At 60.6% G+C, this 21,694-nt stretch carries 23 protein-coding genes; 15 read left to right on the forward strand and 8 right to left on the reverse strand.

The annotated features are described in order from the left end of the window. Positions 1–25 precede the first annotated feature (25 nt). From QMX89_RS02280 to QMX89_RS02310, 7 genes are all read left to right on the forward strand, one after another. Positions 26–769, forward strand: coding sequence for a hypothetical protein (locus QMX89_RS02280; RefSeq protein WP_282346472.1), 744 nt, complete (start codon positions 26–28; stop codon positions 767–769). 4 nt (positions 770–773) lie between these two features. Then, positions 774–1,286: a hypothetical protein gene (locus tag QMX89_RS02285; protein WP_282346474.1), complete on the forward strand. Its 513-nt coding sequence runs from the start codon at positions 774–776 to the stop codon at positions 1,284–1,286. A gap of 3 nt (positions 1,287–1,289) precedes the next feature. Next, positions 1,290–2,597 carry a hypothetical protein gene (locus QMX89_RS02290; RefSeq protein ID WP_282346475.1) on the forward strand — a complete coding sequence of 436 codons (1,308 nt, stop codon included), beginning with the start codon at positions 1,290–1,292 and terminating at the stop codon, positions 2,595–2,597. A 4-nt stretch (positions 2,598–2,601) separates the two neighbouring features. Next, on the forward strand, positions 2,602–3,042 hold the full coding sequence (locus QMX89_RS02295; RefSeq protein ID WP_282346477.1) for a hypothetical protein: 441 nt from the start codon (positions 2,602–2,604) through the stop codon (positions 3,040–3,042). Positions 3,043–3,445: 403 nt separating this feature from the next. After that, complete coding sequence (locus tag QMX89_RS02300; protein WP_282346480.1) at positions 3,446–3,886, forward strand: lysozyme; 441 nt, start codon at positions 3,446–3,448, stop codon at positions 3,884–3,886. Continuing rightward, a complete protein-coding gene (locus tag QMX89_RS02305; protein WP_282346482.1) occupies positions 3,883–4,413 on the forward strand; it encodes a DUF2514 domain-containing protein in 531 nt (176 codons plus the stop codon). The genes QMX89_RS02300 and QMX89_RS02305 overlap by 4 nt, the downstream gene beginning before the upstream one ends. 930 nt (positions 4,414–5,343) lie before the next feature. Next, the gene (locus tag QMX89_RS02310; RefSeq protein ID WP_134721272.1) at positions 5,344–5,547 is read left to right on the forward strand and encodes a hypothetical protein; all 204 of its coding nucleotides are present in this window, start codon (positions 5,344–5,346) and stop codon (positions 5,545–5,547) included. Positions 5,548–5,796: 249 nt separating this feature from the next. Here the strand turns inward: QMX89_RS02310 and QMX89_RS02315 are convergent, their stop codons facing one another. Then, positions 5,797–6,249: a hypothetical protein gene (locus tag QMX89_RS02315; protein WP_134721270.1), complete on the reverse strand. Its 453-nt coding sequence runs from the start codon at positions 6,247–6,249 to the stop codon at positions 5,797–5,799. Between the two features lie 562 nt (positions 6,250–6,811). Here QMX89_RS02315 and QMX89_RS02320 point away from each other — a divergent pair. Next, positions 6,812–7,972, forward strand: coding sequence for an acyltransferase (locus QMX89_RS02320; protein ID WP_282346490.1), 1,161 nt, complete (start codon positions 6,812–6,814; stop codon positions 7,970–7,972). A 5-nt stretch (positions 7,973–7,977) separates the two neighbouring features. Here QMX89_RS02320 and QMX89_RS02325 read toward each other — a convergent pair whose 3' ends face one another. Both QMX89_RS02325 and QMX89_RS02330 read right to left on the reverse strand, forming a co-directional pair. After that, on the reverse strand, positions 7,978–9,567 hold the full coding sequence (locus QMX89_RS02325) for a histidine kinase famiy protein (protein WP_282346492.1): 1,590 nt from the start codon (positions 9,565–9,567) through the stop codon (positions 7,978–7,980). A 62-nt stretch (positions 9,568–9,629) separates the two neighbouring features. Continuing rightward, the gene (locus QMX89_RS02330) at positions 9,630–9,998 is read right to left on the reverse strand and encodes a response regulator (RefSeq protein ID WP_056842291.1); all 369 of its coding nucleotides are present in this window, start codon (positions 9,996–9,998) and stop codon (positions 9,630–9,632) included. Positions 9,999–10,183: 185 nt separating this feature from the next. Between QMX89_RS02330 and QMX89_RS02335 the strand changes: the two genes are divergently transcribed. Continuing rightward, positions 10,184–11,404, forward strand: coding sequence for a GGDEF domain-containing protein (locus QMX89_RS02335; protein ID WP_282346497.1), 1,221 nt, complete (start codon positions 10,184–10,186; stop codon positions 11,402–11,404). Between the two features lie 16 nt (positions 11,405–11,420). Here QMX89_RS02335 and QMX89_RS02340 read toward each other — a convergent pair whose 3' ends face one another. Further along, entirely contained in the window at positions 11,421–11,663 is a 243-nt protein-coding gene (locus QMX89_RS02340; protein WP_049859949.1) for a hypothetical protein, read from the reverse strand. A gap of 52 nt (positions 11,664–11,715) precedes the next feature. Further along, positions 11,716–12,576, reverse strand: coding sequence for a DHHA1 domain-containing protein (locus QMX89_RS02345; protein ID WP_282346502.1), 861 nt, complete (start codon positions 12,574–12,576; stop codon positions 11,716–11,718). A 189-nt stretch (positions 12,577–12,765) separates the two neighbouring features. Here QMX89_RS02345 and QMX89_RS02350 point away from each other — a divergent pair, with 189 nt between their 5' ends. Continuing rightward, a complete protein-coding gene (locus QMX89_RS02350) occupies positions 12,766–12,987 on the forward strand; it encodes a hypothetical protein (protein WP_152965719.1) in 222 nt (73 codons plus the stop codon). 38 nt (positions 12,988–13,025) lie between these two features. Further along, entirely contained in the window at positions 13,026–13,880 is an 855-nt protein-coding gene (locus QMX89_RS02355) for an NAD-dependent protein deacetylase (protein WP_269082570.1), read from the forward strand. Here the strand turns inward: QMX89_RS02355 and QMX89_RS02360 are convergent. Next, positions 13,872–14,789 (reverse strand): ZIP family metal transporter, encoded by a 918-nt coding sequence (locus QMX89_RS02360; RefSeq protein WP_282346511.1) that lies wholly within the window; start codon positions 14,787–14,789, stop codon positions 13,872–13,874. The genes QMX89_RS02355 and QMX89_RS02360 overlap by 9 nt on opposite strands. Before the next feature lie 189 nt (positions 14,790–14,978). Between QMX89_RS02360 and QMX89_RS02365 the strand changes: the two genes are divergently transcribed. The 3 genes from QMX89_RS02365 to QMX89_RS02375 all read left to right on the forward strand — a co-directional run bounded on the left by QMX89_RS02365 (position 14,979) and on the right by QMX89_RS02375 (position 16,852). Next, positions 14,979–15,515 (forward strand): DUF3455 domain-containing protein, encoded by a 537-nt coding sequence (locus tag QMX89_RS02365; RefSeq protein ID WP_192000495.1) that lies wholly within the window; start codon positions 14,979–14,981, stop codon positions 15,513–15,515. Positions 15,516–15,611: 96 nt separating this feature from the next. Next, positions 15,612–16,148 carry a sigma-70 family RNA polymerase sigma factor gene (locus QMX89_RS02370; RefSeq protein ID WP_056842296.1) on the forward strand — a complete coding sequence of 179 codons (537 nt, stop codon included), beginning with the start codon at positions 15,612–15,614 and terminating at the stop codon, positions 16,146–16,148. Between the two features lie 26 nt (positions 16,149–16,174). Further along, positions 16,175–16,852, forward strand: a complete 678-nt coding sequence (locus QMX89_RS02375; protein ID WP_282346516.1) for an anti-sigma factor — start codon at positions 16,175–16,177, stop codon at positions 16,850–16,852. Between the two features lie 16 nt (positions 16,853–16,868). On the opposite strand, the gene QMX89_RS02380 is transcribed toward QMX89_RS02375, so the two are convergent. Both QMX89_RS02380 and QMX89_RS02385 read right to left on the reverse strand, forming a co-directional pair. Then, positions 16,869–17,159, reverse strand: coding sequence for a YkgJ family cysteine cluster protein (locus QMX89_RS02380; protein ID WP_122743434.1), 291 nt, complete (start codon positions 17,157–17,159; stop codon positions 16,869–16,871). 110 nt (positions 17,160–17,269) lie between these two features. After that, positions 17,270–19,171 carry a DNA topoisomerase III gene (locus QMX89_RS02385; protein WP_282346518.1) on the reverse strand — a complete coding sequence of 634 codons (1,902 nt, stop codon included), beginning with the start codon at positions 19,169–19,171 and terminating at the stop codon, positions 17,270–17,272. A 155-nt stretch (positions 19,172–19,326) separates the two neighbouring features. On the opposite strand from QMX89_RS02385, the gene QMX89_RS02390 reads away from it, so the two are divergent. Continuing rightward, positions 19,327–21,693 carry a DNA polymerase II gene (locus QMX89_RS02390; protein WP_282346520.1) on the forward strand — a complete coding sequence of 789 codons (2,367 nt, stop codon included), beginning with the start codon at positions 19,327–19,329 and terminating at the stop codon, positions 21,691–21,693. Position 21,694 lies beyond the last annotated feature (1 nt).

Raw genomic sequence — 21,694 nt, forward strand, 5'->3', positions numbered from 1 at the left:
CCTTTCGAAACAGGAGCAGCCAGCCATGCAGCCGGCCCGCCAAGACCTGCCCGTCGTTCCGGGCGCTACCTACCGCGACACGATTCGAATCATGCAGCCGGTGTTCGTGTACCGGGATATCACAGGCATCGGCGGCGCACCCGTGGTGCTGCAGGTGCCCGATCACGGCCTGGCCTCGGACTGGCCTGTGTGGGTGCGCGGCGTTGTAGGGATGCCGGACCTGAACCGGGAACCTCAGCGCCAAAGGCCGCACGCAGCAAAGCGCATCGGTGACGACACTATCGAGATCAACGCCTTGTCGGCGGTGGATCTGCGGCCCAAGGGTGGACAGATCATCTATCGCAAGCCGGTTGATCTGTCTGGCGCGCTTGTGTCCATGGAAATTCACCGGGCCGACGACCTGGTGCTTGTGCTCGGCATTGGCACCGGCCTACGGGTCGCTGCTCCAGGCACGATCGAGCGTGTGCTCACCTCTTCACAAACGGAACTGCTCACAGGCGACGACCTGACCTACACGCTCGACGTCATCTATGCCAACGGCCCGACCATCACCCGTTACTTCACTGGCACGGTAGGCAAATCAACCTGCTGTGAGCCTAGCGAACAACAGATCGTTACCACAGGCGAGCAGGGCCCTCCCGGCCTGGGGGCAGCGGAACTGAGCACCGACCCCAACAACCGCCTGACCTTCGGCCGAGACCTGAAGCTGTACGTCTCTGACGACCTGATTCCTGACCCGCTGGCCTACTACATACTTGCAAAAGGATAGAACCATGTCCCTGGAAACCAAGATCATCGCTCTGGCCCAAGCCGTAGGTGCCGATGTGAAACTGCTCAAGGCCAATGTTGGCGATCTGAGTGCACTTCCGACGAATGCCAAAAACAACATCGTCGCCTCCATCTCCGAACTGTATGCGTTGCTGGGAGGGGCGGGCGCCAAGATCGACGACACGGCCGGCGCCGGCGCCACCTCTGTCACTTGGTCAGCAGACAAAAGCACACGCTTCGTTGCCAGCGCGGTGTCTTCCCTGCGCTCGGAATTGACGGCTGGTGCTGCTGCGGCGCTGGACACTTTTGCTGAGCTCGCTGCTGCCCTGGGCAACGACCCAAACTTTGCTGCCACCATTGCGACCGGCCTGGGTAACCGAGTGCGCGTCGACGCGGCTCAAACATTCAGCACCGCTGAGAAGGCCCAAGCTCGTACCAACATCGGTGCAGTTGGTACGGCAGATGTCGGTGATACCGAGCATGATTTTGCGGCGGACTATGTCGCCGCGAAGGCCTAAGCGGTGAGCCTGGTCGCGCGGGTTACCGCGCTTGCCCAAACGATCGCAGCAGATATCAAATCGCTCACGTCGGGGAAGGTGGACAAGGTCGGCGGGAAGGGTCTGTCGACCGAAGATTACTCTACCAGCGAAAAGAATAAGCTATCGGGCATAGCCAGTGGAGCGCAGGCAAACCCCCCGATACAGACGTCGCAACTGGATCGCACGATCGGTGTATTGATGCCCGTCGGGGCTTTCGGACTGGGCAAACTCTTGGATCTCCGGAGCTCGACGTTCTCTGGTAACACACCGCCGTCGTTCTTCTTCGGTACCGGCACGACTATGGGCTTCATCGCTGGGGGGCCTGGTCCTAATGCAAACCAACTTGGTTTGGAAATCCCACAGCTAATCGGTGCGCGCAACTACGGCATCCTCACCACGCATGGCCATTGGACCGACGCCACCGGCGGGGGTGGGGTGCAGCAAATATTCACTACCGGGGATCGTACTTTTACGCGATTGCCTACGAGTGCAGATGCGTGGGCGAACTGGCGCGAACAGGCCTACATGGAAGCTGTAGACGCGAAAGCCAATACAGCGGTGCTGATTAGCGCTGGGTTTCTGGTTCAGTCGCTTAGTCAGCCTAGCGGCTCTGACTTCAATAACGCCGGCTCTATACAGTTTGAGTTGAAAACCGGCATCAGCTCCACCCTAAACAAACCTGCAGGCGCCGGAAACGGCTGGGTCAACGTGCTTGGCATGCCGCGTGACGCAAGCAACGGCTCGCAGTTAGCCACCGGCGTGACAGCTGAGGGCGTTTGGTATCGTCGTAAAGAGAATGCGGTATACAAGGATTGGAGACAGTTGTCGTTTACCGACAACCCAACCTTTTTGGGCGACGCGGTTTTCCAGCGCAATGGTCAAGCGACGCCTCTCCTATTTTCGCTAATGGGTGATGCAGGTCAGGCAAAGACCTTTCGTTTCGGCGTTGGCACGCAGGGTCGATGGGATCTGATTTGCAATGAGGCTGCTGAATCTGGATCAAATACGGGCAGTAATTTCGTGATTGCCTCGCGTAGCGATACGGGAGCCTACGTTCGCATACCGCTCAGTATTGATCGGGCCAGTGGGGTAACGACGCTCAGCGGACTTGTGATGAATGGTCCTTCCCGGGTTGCACAGTACACCCTGACCACTTTGCCATCTGCCTCAGCCTACAACGGCCACGAAATAGACGTGACCAATGCGACAGTCTCGCCCGCCGGCCCCAAGCGCTGCCGCTCGAACGGCACCAACTGGCTGATCCTGAATACCAACACTCCTGTGAGCTGACCCAATGCCCGTATACAACGAAGACACCTTCAACTACGAAATCCTCCTGCGCTTCGGCGACACCGGGCCGAACAAAGGTCTGCTGACCGGCGCATCGCGAACCACCATCACCCAGACCACCAAGGATGGAGTGCCGATCGCCACGAACATCAATACGCCTGAGCAACTCGTGCTGATCGCGGGCGAGGAAGGCGAACTGCTCTCCACAGTGCTCGGCGAGGTCAACGCAGAAACCATCGTGCTGAACGGCCAGTTGCAGGCCAGCCTAGCCGACCTTAACGCCATCGCAGCGCAGCAACTGGAGCAGCTGGCGCAGGCTCAGAGCCAGCTGGACTCCGCCAATGATCAGGTATTGGCACTTCAGCGTGAGTTGGCCACTGCTACATTGACCATTGAGGGCTTGATTAAAATTGAATCTGAGGGAGGCGCTGCAGATACTCCATGAAGATATAAAGTTTAAATTAGAACAAGCTGAATTAATCAGTCGAAGATCTTAGACCCGATGTAGCCTATACCGCCAATAGCCAGGAATAGGATGCTTATCCCAGGAAAGCGGACTAAAAGATAAATAAGAATGCCCCATGATATCCATGCGAGCTTGTCGATGATGACCGAAAAAATCACAAACCCGATCAAGAAGGACAATGTTACACGGGAGTCCTTTACCAAGATGTAACGCTGCGCCATGACAGTTATCTCAAGAATACGGTGGCGTAGATCATCAGGCGCTATCTCCCACTTTGCAATCACCCGCAGTCAAAATTTCCTCGGCTACCACCGTATCCGTTCGTAATTTTCTGACAGTTCACGCCCGCCACTGCGGGCTTTTTTTCGCCTGGAGAAAAAGCATGAAGACCTCACCGAAGGGCATAGCCCTGATCAAATCCGCCGAAGGGCTGCGGCTCAAGGCCTACCCCGATCCCGGCACCGGCGGGTTGCCTTGGACGATCGGTTACGGCAGCACGTCGGGCGTCACCCGGAACATGGTCATCACCGAAACCCAGGCCGAGCAGATGCTCGCGGAAGATCTGGTGCGGTTCGAGCGTATCGTGGAGCGCCTGGTGCAGGTTCCGGTCAACCAGGGCCAGTTCGATGCGCTGGTGTCGTTCACCTACAACGTCGGGGAGGGCAATTTCACCAAGTCGACGCTGCTGCGCAAGCTGAATGCCGGTGATACCGCTGGCGCCGCCGAGCAGTTCTCCCGTTGGGTCCATGCAAGCGGCAAGGTGCTGCCGGGCCTGGTCAAGCGCCGTGCCGCTGAGCGGGCCATGTTTCTGGGTGTCGCGTGACGTGGGGCAAAGTGCTGGCCTATCTGGCCGCGGTGCTGGCGCTCATTGGCCTGTGTGGCGCTGCGCTGTACGCCGCCTACAGCCACGGCGTGACGGTGACCAATGCCGCGCGGGACGCCGAATGGTCGCAGGCCGTGGCCACCCAGAAAACCGAACTTGCGCAGGCGGTGCAGGCCGCCCGCACCGAAGAACAACGCCTCCAGCGCGAGGCCAACCAGGTAGGAACCGATGCGAGAGAAAAGAACGCTGCTGCCGATGCTGATGGCCGCGGCCTTGACGCTGCTGGCGACCGGCTGCACGTCCAGGCCGGAAAGCTTGCCGCCGGCGTCGGCGGCTGCTCCAGTGATACCGGCGCTGCCGATCGAGGCGCGTCAGCCGCCCGCGCCGCCCTGGTGCTCTCCCAACTGCTCGAGCGCGCTGATGCGCGAGCGGGAGACCTGGCAAAGGCTTATGACCGAGCCCGAATAGCGGGGCAGGCCTGCGAGCGGGCCTATGATCTGGTCAGCGGCGCCCAGTCTGCCCGGTAGCTGGATCACTGAGCGCCCTGTGCGTTGCCGATGATCCACATCAGATCCCACCAGGGAAATACGCCTTGAATTTGAATCAGCTTGCAAGTTGGGCCATGCACAAACGGCTTTGCCGAATCCTGTAGCGACTGTCCCTGTTCGCATTTCCTGCAACGGATATGAGGGAAGGGATCGTCGTGCACGGACCAGATCTCCGACCAGGTATCGACGTCACTGAGCTTAGGTGTAGGGCTTAGCGATTCAAACGTATCCACGTACACCTCTACTGTCGTATCTCAATGATAGCTGTCAGCGGCGTTCCGGGCAGTAGGATTGCAAAGTCGAGCTGATTGGTGCCAGAATGCTGTTCATCTGTACAGTATCCAGGCCATGACATGGACAGCCCATCTAAATCTAAGAACCTTGAGATCTCTTTTGACGACCTCCTCTGCATCCATTGGAATACCCCGAAGCCATTTGCACAGAACGCCAATAGGGAAAGTCCCGGGTCGGACGTTCAAATCTTGCACCTAGGGGTGTGCTAGTGCTTAGTGCCCCTGGAAATCAAGATTTTGAGTTCATTCCAGGGGGTTTTGCTTAGCTCACGGGAGGGGCAGGCATCGGAATGATGCAAGTCTTCATCCCCATCCTCCTCCATCTGCGCTGAGCCACATTTGCGACAGCATAGTGAGTCGCCATTCAATTTCCATGCATGGTGCCAATCTAACAACTTAGACGCTGTCATTATCGCGCTCCTCAGCATGACGTAACCGGTTGAGGAATAGGGGGGACCGACAGTTCTCGCTGTGCGACGAACGGTCTGTATTTAGGCCAATTGACGAGGGCATGCGGGGATGCATCGGAGGCCCCAGGGGATAAGCAACATTCAGATTCAGTGAAACCCTATGAGATAGGCTATAAGCTTTCCATCCGACCCTAGGAGAATGTTCAATGGAAGTGAAATTGGTAACACTGTTAGGTGCTGATGTCCCGGAATCAATGAGAGAGAAGGGCCTGTCTACTGCTTACCAAGTGACAAGCTATGATGGGGCGGTCACTGTTTTTGAAACCGGATCGGAGGCCGCTCAGTACGCCAGTCGCATTCACAAGCAGCACCGATTTGCACAAGGCCTTGACGATGAGAGGGACAACTGATCCAGGTACCCGCGGCGACGAAAGCTAGGCTGTGACTAGCGACGCTTGTGCATATGGTCAACTATCCATCTTAGATCCTGCCAAGGATAGTGGCGTGAGTCGCTTGGAGTAGCACAGTCATCCCTATGCGGAAAAGGCCTCAAGGCATTTTGGAATAGTTGATGCGCACCACAACTCCTGCATCGGAGATGTTGCACAGGCTCATCGTACACTTCCCATATCCCCAACCACGTATTCAAATCATCGTGGTCAGGGTGTCGTTTCAGCCAGTCCAGTGGTTCCATCTGCTTCTCCCGCTTCCCCATCCGAGCATAGTCTGCTTTGTGGTGCTTCGCCGGGACCTTGCATAGGCAAAGACGGAAAGGGATCTGACACCGCCACTGTTTCGCGAAAAGGATAGGGATTCTCGGCGGACTGCCGCGCGGCCATCTGCATCCCGCGCATCCGATTGCCGAGCGCTGATAGCTCGACGTGAGCGGCGGAGAGGTCGCGTTTGTACGACGCCAATAGGTGCAGCGCCTGGTCGCGCTCGCGCGCAGTGACTGCGTGGATGTCGACCAGCTTCAGGATATTAGCCCGGGCCTGGCGCAGGTCGGCGGCCACCTGTTCATACTCTGCCTGGACCAGTTCGGCCTGCTGCTTCCATATTTGGGCTTCGGTGGGTATGCCAAGGCATCCGAACTCTTCGTCTTCGATTTCCATACTGCTGCTCGCCAATACTGTATGTGCGTACAGTATTCGAGATACGTCCGATTCCTCAAGGGTGGATCGATAGGTGGTGCAGGGAAGAGGTGTGAAGGTCGGCAGGACGCCGGGGGAGGGCAGTGAAGGCGTGGGACAATTGTGGGACACCAGATGTCCCAAATGGGCATTAATGTCGATGCATGGCTATGCATCGATAGCCAATGAAAACGGGGGTTTAAGGAGCATTGCCCAGTAAGAGCGTAAGAAAAAAACGGATTGCAAATCCGCCTACGCCGGTTCGATTCCGACCTCGGCCTCCATCATTGAGAACCCCGCAGATTAACGTCTGCGGGGTTTTTCTTTGTGCGACCGAAAAAGCCTGCGTACCCGAACTGCACGTACCTCTACGGTGGTGGTCTGTTGGTCTGCACAATGTCAGTTGCGCGTCAGAGGTACCGCGCGCCTGATTGCGGTTGTGCCCGCCAAAGGATTGGTTTAGCTTTGCGCCAATAATGGCAACGGGCCATGTCTCTTGGCATGACACCGGGATGGCAACGGTTACAACACTCTGGGATCAACCATGAAAAGATTCGTCGTGCTCGATAGTTTCCGCGGTCTCTGTGCGGTTGCTGTCGTGCTGTTCCACACTTACGTGGTTCAAAGCATTGCCGAGCTCGAGTTTTTCAAGCACGCGTTTCTGTTCGTGGAGTTCTTTTTTATCCTCAGCGGTTTCGTGTTGTTCCACACCTACGGCCAGCGTTTGAACAACGCGACTGATTATAAGGATTTCTTCATCAGTCGCACGGCGCGCCTTTATCCCCTGCACCTGACAATGTTGGGCGTTTACCTGGCACTGGAGCTGGGCCGCTCATTGGCTGAGAAGAAAGGGTTCAGTTTCAACGAGCCGGCATTCAGTGGCGCTACGTCGATGCACGAATTCCTGCCCAACCTGCTTCTGCTGCAATCCTGGCTGAACAGTGCCATGACCGGCTCGTTCAATTACCCCGCGTGGAGCATCAGCATCGAGTACTACCTGTACTTGATATTCGGCGTCATTGCAGTGCTGGCGCGCACCCGCACGATCAAGATCTTCGCAGTCATGTCCCTGGCGGCCTTCATCACTTTGTGGAACGGTGAGTCCTGGCTGAAGCTGGAGATCTTCCGCGGTGTTTCATGCTTCTTCGCCGGTGCCTGCCTGTACGTGCTCTACGATCGCATAAAAGACCTGGACCTGGACGCCGTGGACTTCAACCTGCTGGAAATTGCCCTGGTCCTGGGCAGCTATCGCCTCCTGGTATCGGACATCGATCACAAGGGCGTGTATGCCAGTCTGCTGTTCTGTGCCTTGATTCTGGCATTCTCGTTCGAGCGCGGCGTGGTTTCGCGACTGCTGCACCACCGTTTCTTCGTCTGGCTGGGCGCCTTGTCGTTCTCGATCTATTTGACGCACGCGGCCATTCTCTTTGTGTTCAAGAGCGCCATCATCGTGCTGTCGAAAGTGCTCCACACAGACCTGACGGAGACCATGCAGGGCCATGACATGCCCAACATGGTCAAGTACATTTCTACCCACAGTGTCTGGCTCGACAACGGCATCGTCGTCTTGCAACTGGCGGCAGTGCTGCTGGTCTCGGCCTTGACCTACAAGTACGTCGAGATGCCGGGCGTGCAACTGGGCAAGCGCCTGACTCGCCGCAAAGGCTCGACGCCTGGCCCTACCTTGCAGGGCGCCGCGCAGTAACTTGATCAGCTCACCCCATTGGGCCCTTCCAGCACCCGGCGGATCTTCTTCGCCAGTTCACTGGGAATATAGGGCTTGGAAATCACCTGGAAATCCGTGCCGCCCACGTCGGTGCGCTCCAGGGAGTTTTCCGAGTAGCCGGTTGTGAGCAGGATCTTGATGCTGGGGCGCATGCGTTTGGCTTCGCGGGCGAGCATGACGCCGTTGATGCCGCCAGGCATGATCAGGTCGGTGAACAGCACGTCGAAGTCGGCGTTCTCCAGCTGCTCGAGGGCATCCTTGCCGTTGTAGGCGATGGTGCAGCTGTAGCCGTATTCCTCGAGAATGGTCTGCGCCAGTTCGGCGACATCGGGCCGGTCTTCGACGATGAGGATTTTCTCGTGACCGGGGTAGGCGTGGGTGTCCTCGATTGGGGTCAGAGCATGAGGTTGGCTGTCATCGGCAGGGAAATACATGCGCAGGGTGGTGCCGATGCCCTCTTCGGAGTAGATGCGCACCGAGCCACCGGATTGCTTGACGAATCCGTACACCATGGAGAGCCCCAGTCCTGAGCCCTTGCCTTCTTCCTTGGTGGTGAAAAAGGGGTCCATGACCCGGTTGACGATGGATTCAGGCATGCCGCGACCGCTGTCGGTGATCGCGATACTGACGTAGCGGCCAGGCATCAGCCCGTCGTAGGACACTTGTCGATCAAGCGTGACATTCTGCGTATCGACGGCCAGGGTGCGGCGGGCACGGCCTTCCATGGCGTCGCGGGCATTGATGAACACGTTGAGCAACGCGACTTCGGTCTGGGTCGGGTCCAGGCGGCAGTTCCACAGGTCTTCGGCCAGGCTGTAGCGGATCTGCGTATCGGCCAGAGTGCGCTCGGCGGTTTCCTTGAAGTTGTCGATCAGGCCGTTCAAATTCACCACGCGGCCTTGCAGCTTCTGTTTGCGAGAAAACGCCAGCAGCTGTTGCGTCAGCGTGGTTGCGCGCTCGGCGGCATCGCGGGCGTGCCTGGCGTTGCGCCGCAGGCGCTCTTGTTCATACTGCGGCTTGTCGACCGAGCGCTGGATCATGTCCAGGTAACCGATCATCACCTGCAGCAGGTTGTTGAAGTCGTGGGCAATACCACCGGTCAACTGCCCCAGAGCTTCCATCTTCTGGGCCTGACGCAGGCCATCTTCGGCATCGCGACGACGACTGACGTCAAGCTGCGAGGCGAAGAAATAGATGAGCTCATTGGATTCGTTGTACACGGGCGAGATGAACAGGGCATTCCAGAAACTGGAGCCGTCCTTCTTGTAGTTGACGACTTCGACGGCCACTTCCCGACGCGCCTCTACTGCGGCCCTGACTTGGGCAATGGTATCGGGATCGGTTTCCGGGCCTTGCAGGAAGCGACAGTTGCGACCCAGCAGTTCGTTTGACGAATAACCGGTCATCTCGATGAATGCATTGTTGGCAAAGATGATCGGATTGTCCGGCATCTTGGGGTCGGTAATGATCATCGGCATACGAGTGGTTTCGACAGCGGCGAAGAAGATATTGTGATCAGACTTGCTGATATCGCCCGTGAAGCCGTCGGTCACTCGGGTATTACGTTTAGTCATTACTGCTCCGGGTAAGGATACACAGGGCCTGCGTCACTGCCGCCGCATGGGCGATGGCACGATCAGGCCTGGGTAGGAGGTGCGAGTTTTTCGCAGATGCCTTTCAACTTGTCCATCGAGAAAGGTTTGCCCAGCCAATGCACTTTCTTGTCGCACAGGGAGTTCGCGGCCCCGTGGAAACCGGATGCGACGATCACTGGTGTTTCCGGGTTGCGGGTATGGACGCGATTCACCAACTCCACCCCGTCGATCTCGCCCGGCATTTGCAGGTCGGTGATCAGCAGTTTGAGTGGGAAAGGGCGGTTGACGATGTGCTGCCAGGCTTCGTCGGCCGTGGCGAATGCTCGGACGTGATAGCCGAAGTCTTCGAGAATCTCCACCAGGAGTTCAAGGACCAGCGTTTCATCTTCGACGACGACAATCGTTTCCATGGCGGCAATCATTTGGAGGGCTAGCAAATCGGACACGGCGCCGACGGGAAGATTCACTGTGCCGGACCGCTCGTAACTTCCCACTACCGTTCATGCCATTGGTGCCCGACAATCGCCCTGCACTAATGGCACTAAGATATCATTGCGCAGTCTAGTAAAATTCTGAATCACATCTCCGGTGTCCCATGCAAGCCGTTCAAGCCCAACCGGCCCAATCCCCTGAGCCGCACACCATGGCAATGGTCGAACAAGCCATCGCCGGCGGGGTAGGCGGACTCACCTTCGAGCCGGCCCTGGAGCGTCGCTACGAGACGGACACGCAGCGTCAGCGCCTGCAATTTCTGACGTCGACAGGCATTTGCGGCGCGGTCATCTACAATCTCTTTCTGATCAGCGACTGGCTTGCCCTCCAGGACGTGTTTGCCTACGTGGCCGTAGGGCGCCTGCTGCTGATCACCCCGATGATCATCGCCATCCTGCTGCTGGCGCAGCGGCTCACCTCGCGCCCTGCGCTGGAAGCCATCTCGGCCACGGCCACGGTATTGTCCTCGCTGATGCCGCTGGTGGTGATGATCTACAGCGACAGCCCCTATCGCTTGCACTATCAGCTAGGCATGTTGTTGCTGATGGTCTACTGCACGATGATCCAGCAGTTACCGTTTCGCTTTGCGGCAGCCGCCATGGCCAGCATGTTGGGAATCCAGCTGGTCACCACCCACATTGCCGGGTTCATGGACCCGGTCACGTGGCGCGCCAATGCCTTTCTATACGGCTCCACGGTCGTACTGCTGTTGATGGCGTCGTATTTTCTGGAGCGAGGTAGCCGCTTGAGCTACCTGTATGCCCTGCGCGGACGCCTGCTGGAGGTGCAGCTCACCGACATGGCCCGTACCGACCCGCTGACCCAGTTGTTCAACCGCCGACATCAGGGCGATGTCATGGCCCAGCTATGGCAGGCGGCGGGGACCCAGGCGACTCGCGTCACGGCGATCCTCATCGATATCGATCATTTCAAGCTCTACAACGACAGCTATGGGCACCTTCAGGGGGACAACTGCTTGAAGCAGGTCAGCGCCACCATCAAGCAATTGTCCGCGCAAGCCAACGCCTTGCCGTTCCGTTTCGGCGGGGAGGAAATGCTGGTGTTGTGGGTAGGGGTCGACGGCCAACAGGCCAGACAGCTGGGGCAAGACCTGTGCACGGCGGTGGCGGATCTGGCGCTGCCCCATCCGGCCCTGGGTGTGGAGGCGCGGGTAACCATCAGTGTGGGAATAGCGACGGGTCTTGCGCCCTTTGTCACGGCGCACAATTTGATCGGGGCGGCGGACCAGGCGTTGTACGCCGCCAAGGACGCCGGACGCAACTGCCTGCGTCAGGCACCCTTCGAAGGCAGCGCTGCGGCTTGACTGGCGATACGAGTGGTCAATCCTGCAGGGCTCGCAGCCGCGCTTCCTTGGCATCGTCGAAAATCATGTAAAGCGTTTCGATGTCGGCAGGCTTGAGCTTGCGCGATTGTTCCAGCCCCAGAATCAGTGCGATTTCGAGCGCGCCTTCGCGCTCGACATCCGCTTTCGTACTCGCGGCATTGAGTGCCCGTACCAAGTCGTTGATCGAACCTCGCACATCCTTGGGCAGTTTCAGTAGATCCAGGCGTTCCTGCGGCATATATGACGCTCTCCAACAAGACAACGGGGGACGGTGGCGACTCCACCTGGCCTCAACGCGTCAATTCATGGCCGTAGGGTACGCGGAAGCCCGACGCATTGCGATGACCGCCACCGCCGAACTGTTTGGCGATTTCGGACACGTCCATGCCTTCATCCGTGCTGCGCAGTGAAAACGAGCGGCCTTTGGGACCGTCCGAGTAGCACGCGGCAAATGGCTCGCCCTGGGTCATGATGTTGCCCGCATCGCTGGCGAACAGCGACGGTATGTTGGCCACCGGAACGTCATGACCGCCAATCGACATGCGACGCGCAGTGGACCGCAGCAGATCGGCCACGGTCTTCTGCCGCTGCCTTTCGATCGCGATGCCATCGGCCAGCAGATCCTCTACCGGCGCTGCCAGCAGCGTGTCCCAGACAGTGAAATCCTGAGGATAGCTGAACAGATTGGACAGCACTTCACGGGTACCCGGCAGCTTGAAGCGCCACAGGTCGCGATCTTCGATATGGTCGATCAGGGCAGGGCGCGGCTGGCCGGCGAAGAAGTAGTCCCAGGCCAGACCCGCACCCGAACGGTTCATGTCGAACAGGGCGTGCACGTTGCCGCCCTCGACCGGTTCGCCGAAGGCCCCGGCCACCGGCACCTTGAGCAGGTCTGCCTGGGCGGTCTTGTGGTGATCGAGCACCAGAATCGACAAGGCCTGCGCGGCCATAGCCATGAGCGTTTCGTAATCGTAGGCGAAATCCACAATCAGCACGTGCCGACCACTGACATCAGGAGGCAGCTGGCCGTGGCCGGCGGCGTGGAACTCGACCTCAGGCCCAAGTGCCTTGCGCACTACCCAGGCTGCGCCGAACCCGTCGGCGCAGTTTCCGTGGTAGATGCAAAGCGTGTTCGTAGGGACTGCGGTCATGTAGGGCTCCGGAATAGATGATCAATGCGCATCGGTCATTCTAAGCGATTGCAGGGACGTGCGCGTGAACCCGATGGCAGAACTGGCCTTTGGCCTACGACCGTCCATCGCGGCGGCGAAGCATTTGTTCGACGCCGGCAGTCATTGTCATGGGATGAGCCCGAACAAGGATTTCATTGAGGAGCCACCGTGTCGATTTCAACGTCCAGTCCAGACCAGCGTCACCATGCAATGCAGGCGCTGCTCGAAGAGTTCGCGTTGCGCGGCGTCGACATGCAAGCGGTCGCCGAAGCCGCCAAGCTGCGGCTGCTGGGCAGCTCCGAGCTGTGCCTGCTGCACGCCGACTACCGCGTTCAATGCGCCAGGGCGGTAGATGAATTGCTCAGTCAGGTCACGCTGTCGCAAACTTGAACGATGGCGCCCGCGCGGGCGACAGCTCTCAACCAGAGGTGCATGCAGCCATGGTCGAACTCGATACGCTGTACCAGCATATGGCGCAGGGGCCCTATCTGGTCTTGACCGGGGCCGGTATCAGTACCGCTTCGGGCATTCCCGATTATCGCGATACCGAAGGCGTCAGGCGCGGCAATGCGCCCATCATGCATCAGGATTTCATCGCCAGTGCCTCCACGCGCAAGCGCTATTGGGCGCGGGCCATGGTGGGCTGGCGCGGCGTGCACCAGGCGGCGCCGAATGCCGCCCACCAGGCGCTGGCAGCGTTGCAGTCGCAAGGCCTGATCAGCGGCGTGATCACCCAGAATGTCGATGGACTGCATGATGCTGCCGGTAGCCGCAATGTCGTCGAACTGCACGGCAACCTGCATCGGGTGGTCTGTCTGGACTGTGGAATGCGCCTGCAACGCGACGATGTCCAGTTGTTGCTGGAAGAACAAAACCCCTACTTGCAGGATGTGCACGCGGTACTTGCGCCCGACGGTGATGCGCAACTGGCGGCGCGCTTTCTGGAGGCCTTCCGAACGCCCCACTGTCCCTGTTGCGGAAGCGACATGCTCAAGCCTGACGTGGTCTTTTTTGGTGGGGGCGTGGAACCAGCGCACGCTCAGGCGGCCTGGAAAGCCGTGGAGTCGGCACCGGGCATGCTGATCGTCGGCTCCTCGCTGATGGCCTACTCAAGCTTCCGCCTGTGTCAGGAAATGTCGCGTCAGGGCAAGCGTCTGCTCGCGATCAACCTTGGACGCACCCGCGCCGATGGGTTGCTCAGCGTCAAGGTCGTACAGCCCTGCGAGCAGGTCCTGCCCCAGATCGCGCACAGGCTCGTTCAGGGCGCTCCACCCTCAGCCTAGTGCTGTGTCCATGAACATCATGACGGCGAAGCCCAGCATCAGGCCCAGCGTAGCTGGGGTCTGGTGGCCATTGCGGTGGGTTTCCGGAATGACTTCATGGGACACCACGAAGATCATGGCACCAGCCGCCAGGCCCATGCTGATCGGGTAGGACAGTGCAAAGCCGCTCGACAATCCCAGGCCGACCATCGCCCCCAGTGGCTCCATCAGGCCCGAGCCCATGGCCACCAATGCGGCTTTGCCGGAACTCAAGCCCGTTGCCCGCAGCGACATGGCCACCGCCAGCCCCTCGGGAATATCCTGCAGCAGGATCGCGCTGGTCAGCGGAATCCCGACCGCCAGGTTGCCATCGGACAGGCTGACGCCAATGGCCATGCCTTCAGGCAGGTTGTGCAGCGTGATGGCAAGCACGAATAGCCATACCCGGTGAATCCGCTCGGCGTTGGGACCGTGTCTGCCGGCGTTCTCATGCTCGTGGGGAATCACCTTGTCCAGCGCCAGCATCAGACCGACGCCCAGCCCCAGGCCCAGGATCACCACCAGCGCCGCCAGCGCAGGGCTGTCGGTATGGGTATTGGCGGCCTCCAGACCCGGAAGCAGCAGGGAGAACGTACTGGCTGCCAGCATCATGCCTCCGGCGAAGCCAAGCATGACGTCCTGCACCTTCGAGGAAATCTCCCGCAGCGCCAGGGCAATCAACGCACCCAGTGCCGTCGCCGCAAAACCACCGGTGCCACCGAGCAGGGCGTACCAGGCGTGCTGACGGTCGGCATGCAGAAAGGCGTTGACGATGCTCCACACCAGGACCACGGCGCTGACGGCCAATAGCACGCCGGTAAGGGTCCATAACCAGGGTTTGTCGCGAAATCGCTGTGGCCAGCTGTCGCTGGCGGCGGTGTTGGAAGGCATAGGGCTCTCGGGAATTTGCGGCAGGCTTAAGCATGGACCCAAATAAGCGACAGGGGTTGCGCCGCATGTAAATGGACGTGATAGGAAAAATCTTTTTTTTTCGTGCATCCAAAGCTTCGGCTCGCGGGTAGTACCTACAGCAGCCACACAAGGCGCTGCCGCCTCGATCACTCTTCTGGAGCTTACGCGATGAACAGCACACACCGTTTCTGCCTGGCCAACGTCCTCTTCGCCGCCACCTTCGCTTTGGCAACCACTGCCCAGGCGCAAATGGATCTGCCTGCCCCGATCCAGGTTCCGGCCGGTAACAAGGTCGCGATGGAAACCGTCGGCAAGGGTGAAATCACCTATGAATGCCGTGACAAGGCCAATGCCGCCGGCCAGACCGAATGGACGTTCGTCGGACCCAAGGCGGTCCTCGATGATCGTGCCGGCAAGCAGGTGGGCACCTATTACGGCCCGCCCGCCACCTGGCAGTCGGCAGACGGCTCCAAGGTGACCGGCACCCAGGTCGCCGTTGCTCCAGCCGGTGACGGCAATCTGCCGTACCAATTGGTCAAGGCCAACCCCGCCGAAGGCAAGGGCGCCATGCAGGGTGTGACCTACATCCAGCGCACCGCGCTCAAGGGTGGCGTGGCTCCCACCAGTGCCTGCACCACCGCGCAGAAGGGCCAGAAAGAAACCGTGAAATACCAGGCCGACTACATTTTCTGGTCCGCCAAGTAACGAAGTCGTAGCAGCGGCGCGCGGAACGGCAAGTCCGCGCGTCTGGTCTACACTGCCCAGCGAACTTCATTCTTCCACTTGCCATGGCGGTCTTTCGTGTCCTTGCCGGAAAATCCATTCGATTACGAAGTCGCCCTGCAGCAGTGTGCTCGTGGCGATCGCCAGGCACTGCAGGGTTTGTATCAGCGCGAGGGCGGGCGCCTGCTGGCCGTGGCCCTGCGCCTGGTGGGCGACCGGGCACTGGCCGAGGACATCGTGCACGACGCGTTCGTGCGGATCTGGACCCAGGCGGCCAGTTTCGATGCCCAACGAGGCTCGGCGCGGGGGTGGATGTTCACCATCACCCGGCATCTTGCGCTGAACCATATTCGTCGCCACGCCCGGGTGCGAGCCCTCAACGATGAAGATCTGGATGGGTTGGCGACCGAGGAGCCAGCGGAGGCTGTGCTGGGCAGCGCACGAATCGACGGATGCCTGGAACAACTCGATCCGCAGCGCCGCCAATGCCTTTACCACGCCTACCTGGATGGCTATTCACATGCTGAAATCGCTCAGCGGCTGCAAACGCCGCTGGGTACGGTCAAGGCCTGGATCAAACGCAGTCTGGCAGCGCTGCGTGAGTGCATGGGATGAGTGAACGAAGCGAGCAGGTAGAACCCATGAATACTGAAGAACTGGCCAGCGAATACGTGCTGGGAACGCTCGACGCCGGGCAACGCGCAGAGGTCGAACGGCGATTGGCCACGGATCGTGAACTGCGCGCCGCGGTCGATGCCTGGGAAGCGCGGTTGCTGCCGCTAGCCGAACGCGTCAACCCAGTACCCACGCCTGCGACCTTGTGGCCTCGGATTCAGCGCAGCCTGGACAGCGCAGGGGCGCAGCCGGTACCCATCTGGTGGAATCGCCTGGGTGTATGGCGGGGCCTGGCAGGCGCCGGGCTGGCGGCAACCCTGGTGCTCGGCGCCCTGTTGTTCAACGTCCGCGCGCCGGTGCCAGGACCGGCTTATGTGGTCGTGCTCATCGCGCCCCAGGACAAGGCACCGGGCTGGGTCGTGCAGGCCAGCGATTCGAGGGAAGTGCAACTGATCCCCCTTAGCGAGACGCCGGTACCGCCGGATCGAGCCTTGCAGTTCTGGACCAAGGCCGACAGCTGGCAAGGCCCTGTCTCCCTGGGGCTGGTGGAGCCTGGACAAAGCGTGCATGTGCCCTTGGACAAGCTGCCACCGCTGGAAAACAACCAGCTGTTCGAGCTGACCCTGGAGCCCAAGTCGGGTTCGACGACAGGCCGACCGACCGGCCCCATCCAGTTCATCGGTCGTGCGGTCAAGGTGATCTGAGCCGTAGCGCAGCGGCCTACGGCCGCAGCCGCTCTTCCTGGCAATCCGGGCCGCCCATGTCGAACTCGCGACAGATCAACGGGCGATTCAGGTAGATACTGCAACTCATGGTGCGTCGGTCCAGTGCCGCGCACCAGCCATCGTCGAGACGCGACATGGTTTCCGATCCCCATTCATCCACTTCGATGAAGCGTTCCGGCACGCCGGTGTCGGTGATCAGCATGACTTCCAGCCGGCAACATTTGGCCGCGCAGCGGTCACAGCTGATGGTAGGGTCGAAGTCGCTGGCTACAGCGATGTCATGCAGCACGATCAAGGGCAAGGCCTGGCGGAAAATGATCGGCGCAGCCTACCGGGTGTTGCGCCATTTCACAAAGCAAGCCGACCGTATCGGCGCTTCAAGCGACGGGTTGCAGCTCAGGCCGCCTTGGAGGGTTTGCGTTTGCGTTTGTTCTTCCATGGTGTGGCACCCTTCGGCGCCGGGCCGCTGATGACCATGCGCAACCCGGCACAACGTTCCACCAGCTTGCTCATCCAGGCCGATTGCTTGGCCACGAACGTCTCCAGCGACATCTCGCCGCTCTGCACCATGTCCAGTGCCTGTTCCCAGATGGCGGTGGTGCCCGGGTCGGCGATGGCCCGAGGGACCGCGTCGATCAGGCTGAAGGCGGCAGGTGCGGCGGCCAGGGCCTTGCCCTGTTTGGTCAGATAGCCGCGGTCGATCAGGCCCTGGATGATTCCGGCACGAGTGGCCTCGGTGCCGATTCCGGTGGTGTCCTTGAGTTTCTGCTTGAGGCGCGGATCTTCGACCAGCTTGGCGACGTTCTTCATCGCCTTGATGAGGTCGCCTTCAGTGAAGGGCTTGGGCGGTTGGGTCCACAGGTCCTTGAGTTTCACTTCGCGCACCGCGCAGGTCTGGCCCTGGGTCAGCCGTGGCAGGGGCTGTGGCGCCGGTGCTTCGCGCCCCTTGGCTGCGCCAAGCGCTTGTGGGATGGCGCGCTTCCAGCCGGGCTCGACCACCTGTTTGCCTACCGCACGCAGCGCGTGGCTCGCGCAGTCGAAGTCGGCCTGGGTACGGTCGTATTCGTGATTGGGCAGGAACTGCGCCAGGTAGCGGGCGCGAATCAGACTGCAGACTGCGCGGTATTTGCCTTGGAGCTTGTCCGCCGTGGCAGCGACAGCGGTCGGGATGATGCCGTGGTGGGCACCGACCTTGGCGTCGTTCCAGGCGCGTGAGCGGCGCTGGGCATCCAGGTAGGGCAGCAAGGGCGTCAGTCCGGGATCGGCGCGGCCCAGCGCGGCGATGATCGCGCCTGCATCCCCATGCTGGCTGAGTGGCAGGTAGCCGCAATCGCTGCGAGGGTAGGTGATGACCTTGTGGGTTTCGTACAGTGCCTGAGCCACGTCCAGCGTTTCCTGAGCGCCCAATCCAAGCTTCTTCGAGCAGACTTCCTGCAGTGTGCCCAGGTCGAAGGGCAGGGGGGCGGCCTCTTTCATGCGCTCGGTGCGCAGCTTGGTCAGCGTTGCCTGGTTCGCCTGCATCATCGCTGCAGCGGCCTGTTGCGCCAACGGCTGGTTCAGGCAGCGTCCCTGGTCGTCGCAGCTGTCCGTCGGTGGTATCCATTGCGCCGTGAATTCGGTCTGCTCGCCGAGCAGTTGCACATCGATGGCCCAATAGGCGGCGGGGACGAAATCGGCGATGCTGCGGTCGCGGTCCACCACCAGCCGCAGGGTCGGCGTCTGGACGCGCCCCACGGGCAACACACCCTGGTAGCCGGCCTGACGCCCGAGCAGGGTGAACAGCCGGCTCATGTTCATGCCGATCAGCCAGTCGGCCCGCGAGCGGCCCAGTGCGCTGTGGTAGAGGGAGAACGTCTCGGCACCTGGCTTGAGGGCCGCCAGCGCCTTGCGGATCGAGGCGTCGTCCAGGGCCGAGAGCCACAGGCGCTGCACCGGACCCCGGTAGCGACAATGCTCGACGAGCTCGCGGGCGATCATTTCACCTTCGCGGTCGGCGTCCGTCGCGATGACCAGTTCTCCAGCTTCACCCAACAGGCGCTTGACCGCCTTGAACTGGCTGGCGGTCTTGCGCTTGACCTGCATCTTCCACTGCTGCGGGATGATCGGCAGGTCTGCCAGTACCCAGCGCTTGTAGCGGGCGTCGTAGGCGTCCGGCGGTGCGGTCTCCAGCAGGTGGCCGATGCACCAGGTGACCGTGACGGCGTTGCCCAGCCAGCAGCCGTCGCCACGACGCGTAGCGCCGAGGACCTTGGCGATGTCCTTTGCCTGGGACGGTTTTTCGCAGAGAAACAGCCGCATGGGAACCTGATCGAAAAGCTGTACAGAGGTCTAGCATGCCAGACGTGCCGACACAGGCAAGCTTTATGTGTATGGATGTACAGTTTATGATGTTGCTTCATATGAGCCGGACGTGCCGTTGTTGCGTCCACATTCTCCGTTAAAGGCCTTCTGCCGTGACCCCACAACAGGGCTTCATCCTGACGCGACACTGGCGCGATACCGCCGAAGGTACGCTGATCGAGCTGTGGCTGGCGACCGACGCCGGCCCACGTCTCGTGCGCCTGCCCGCGCAGCCCTCGGTGGCGTTCCTCCCTGTGCAGCACCAGGAGCAGGCACGGCGCTTGCTCGAGGACGAAGCCGGCGTCGAGATCAAACCGTTGGCCCTGCGTGATTTCGACCAGCGCCCGGTGGCCGGGCTGTACTGTCGGCAGTACGGCCAGTTGCAGCGCGTGGAAACGATGCTCAGGCAAGCCGGAATAGAGCTCTTCGAGGCCGACATTCGCCCCCATGAGCGCTACCTGATGGAGCGCTTCATCACCGCCGGTGTGGCCTTCGACGGTCAAGTGCAGGCCGATGGCCAATATCATGAGGCCAAGCTCAAGCCGGCGCCGGGCTACCGTCCACAACTGCGCCTGGCATCCCTGGATATCGAGACCACGGCCCAGGGTGAGCTGTACTGCATCGGCATCGAGGGCTGCGGGCAGCGCGACGTGTTCATGCTGGGTCCGCCCAATGGCGATACCCGTCAGATGGATTTCGCTCTGCACTACCGGGACAGTCGAGTGGAACTGCTGCAGAGCCTCAATGCCTGGTTCGCCGAGCACGACCCGGACGCAATCATCGGCTGGAATGTCGTGCAGTTCGACCTGCGGGTCCTGCACGAACATGCCAGGCGCCTCAACGTGCCGTTGCTGTTGGGCCGTGGGGGCGCCGAAATGACCTGGCGCGAGCACGGCAGCGGCAACGACCACTATTTCGCCGGCGCTCCCGGGCGGTTGATCATCGACGGCGTCGAGGCCTTGCGCTCGGCTACCTGGAATTTTCCCTCGTTCAGTCTGGAAAACGTTTCCCAGACCTTGCTGGGCGAAGGCAAGGACATTTCCACGCCGTACCAGCGCATGGATGAGATCAACCGCATGTTCGCCGAGGACAAGCCGGCCCTTGCACGTTACAACATCAAGGACTGCGCACTGGTCACCCGGATTTTCGCCAAGACCGAGCTGCTCACGTTCCTGCTCGAGCGTGCCAGCGTCACCGGCCTGCCGGCAGACCGCAGCGGCGGTTCGATCGCTGCCTTCACCCATCTGTATCTGCCGGCGATGCACCGCCAGGGGTTCGTCGCGCCCAGCCTCGGCCGTCGTCCGCCCGAGGCCAGTCCCGGCGGCTTCGTCATGGAATCGCGGCCGGGTCTGTACGAATCGGTGCTGGTGCTGGACTACAAGAGCCTGTATCCGTCGATCATCCGCACCTTCCTGATCGACCCGGTGGGTCTGGCCGAAGGCCTGGCCAATCCCGACGACGAGCACTCGGTGCCCGGCTTTCGCGGCGCGCGCTTCTCACGCACCGTTCATTGCCTCCCGGCCATCGTCGCGAGTGTCTGGGAAGGGCGCGAAGCGGCCAAGGCGCAGGGCAACGCGCCGCTGTCGCAGGCGTTGAAGATCATCATGAATGCGTTCTACGGCGTACTGGGTTCCAGTGGCTGCCGCTTTTTCGATACGCGGCTGGCATCGTCGATCACCCTGCGTGGCCACGAGATCATGCGCCGTACGCGCGAGCTGATCGAGGCGCGTGGGTACCCGGTGATCTATGGCGACACCGACTCGACGTTCGTCTGGCTCAACGGCGCTCACGACGAGGCTGATGCCGCTCGTATCGGCAAGGAGCTGGTGGCCGAGGTCAATCAGTGGTGGCGTGATCATCTGCGGCGCGAACATGGGCTCGACAGCGCATTGGAATTGCAGTTCGAGAGCCACTTCCGGCGCTTTCTGATGCCGACCATTCGTGGTGCGGAGGAGGGCAGCAAGAAGCGCTACGCAGGTCTGGTCAGGCGCGCCGACGGCCAGGACGAAATGGTCTTCAAGGGCCTGGAGAGCGTGCGCACCGATTGGTCGCCGCTGGCTCGCGAGTTCCAGCAAGCGCTCTACTCGAAAATCTTCAGGCACCAGGGCTACCAGGCGTATGTACGTGATTATGTCAAACGGACCCTGGAACGTGAATTGGACGGCCTGTTGGTCTATCGCAAGCGGCTGCGCAGGCCGTTGCACGACTATGAGCGCAATGTTCCTCCTCACGTCCGAGCGGCGCGTATCGCCGATGAACACAACCGATCGACAGGGCGCCCGCTGCAGTATCAACGTGGCGGCTGGATCAGCTATGTCATGACGGTGGCTGGGCCCGAACCTCTGGAAGCGCGTCAGTCACCCATCGACTACGACCATTACCTGACTCGACAACTGCAGCCCATTGCCGATGCGATCCTGCCGTTCGTCAACGATGACTTCAACACGCTGATCGGCGGCCAGCTCGGTCTGTTTCAGTAAG

It is taken from the genome of Pseudomonas sp. PS01301 (genome assembly GCF_029960215.1).
Classification (GTDB): Bacteria; Pseudomonadota; Gammaproteobacteria; order Pseudomonadales; family Pseudomonadaceae; genus Aquipseudomonas; species Aquipseudomonas coleopterorum.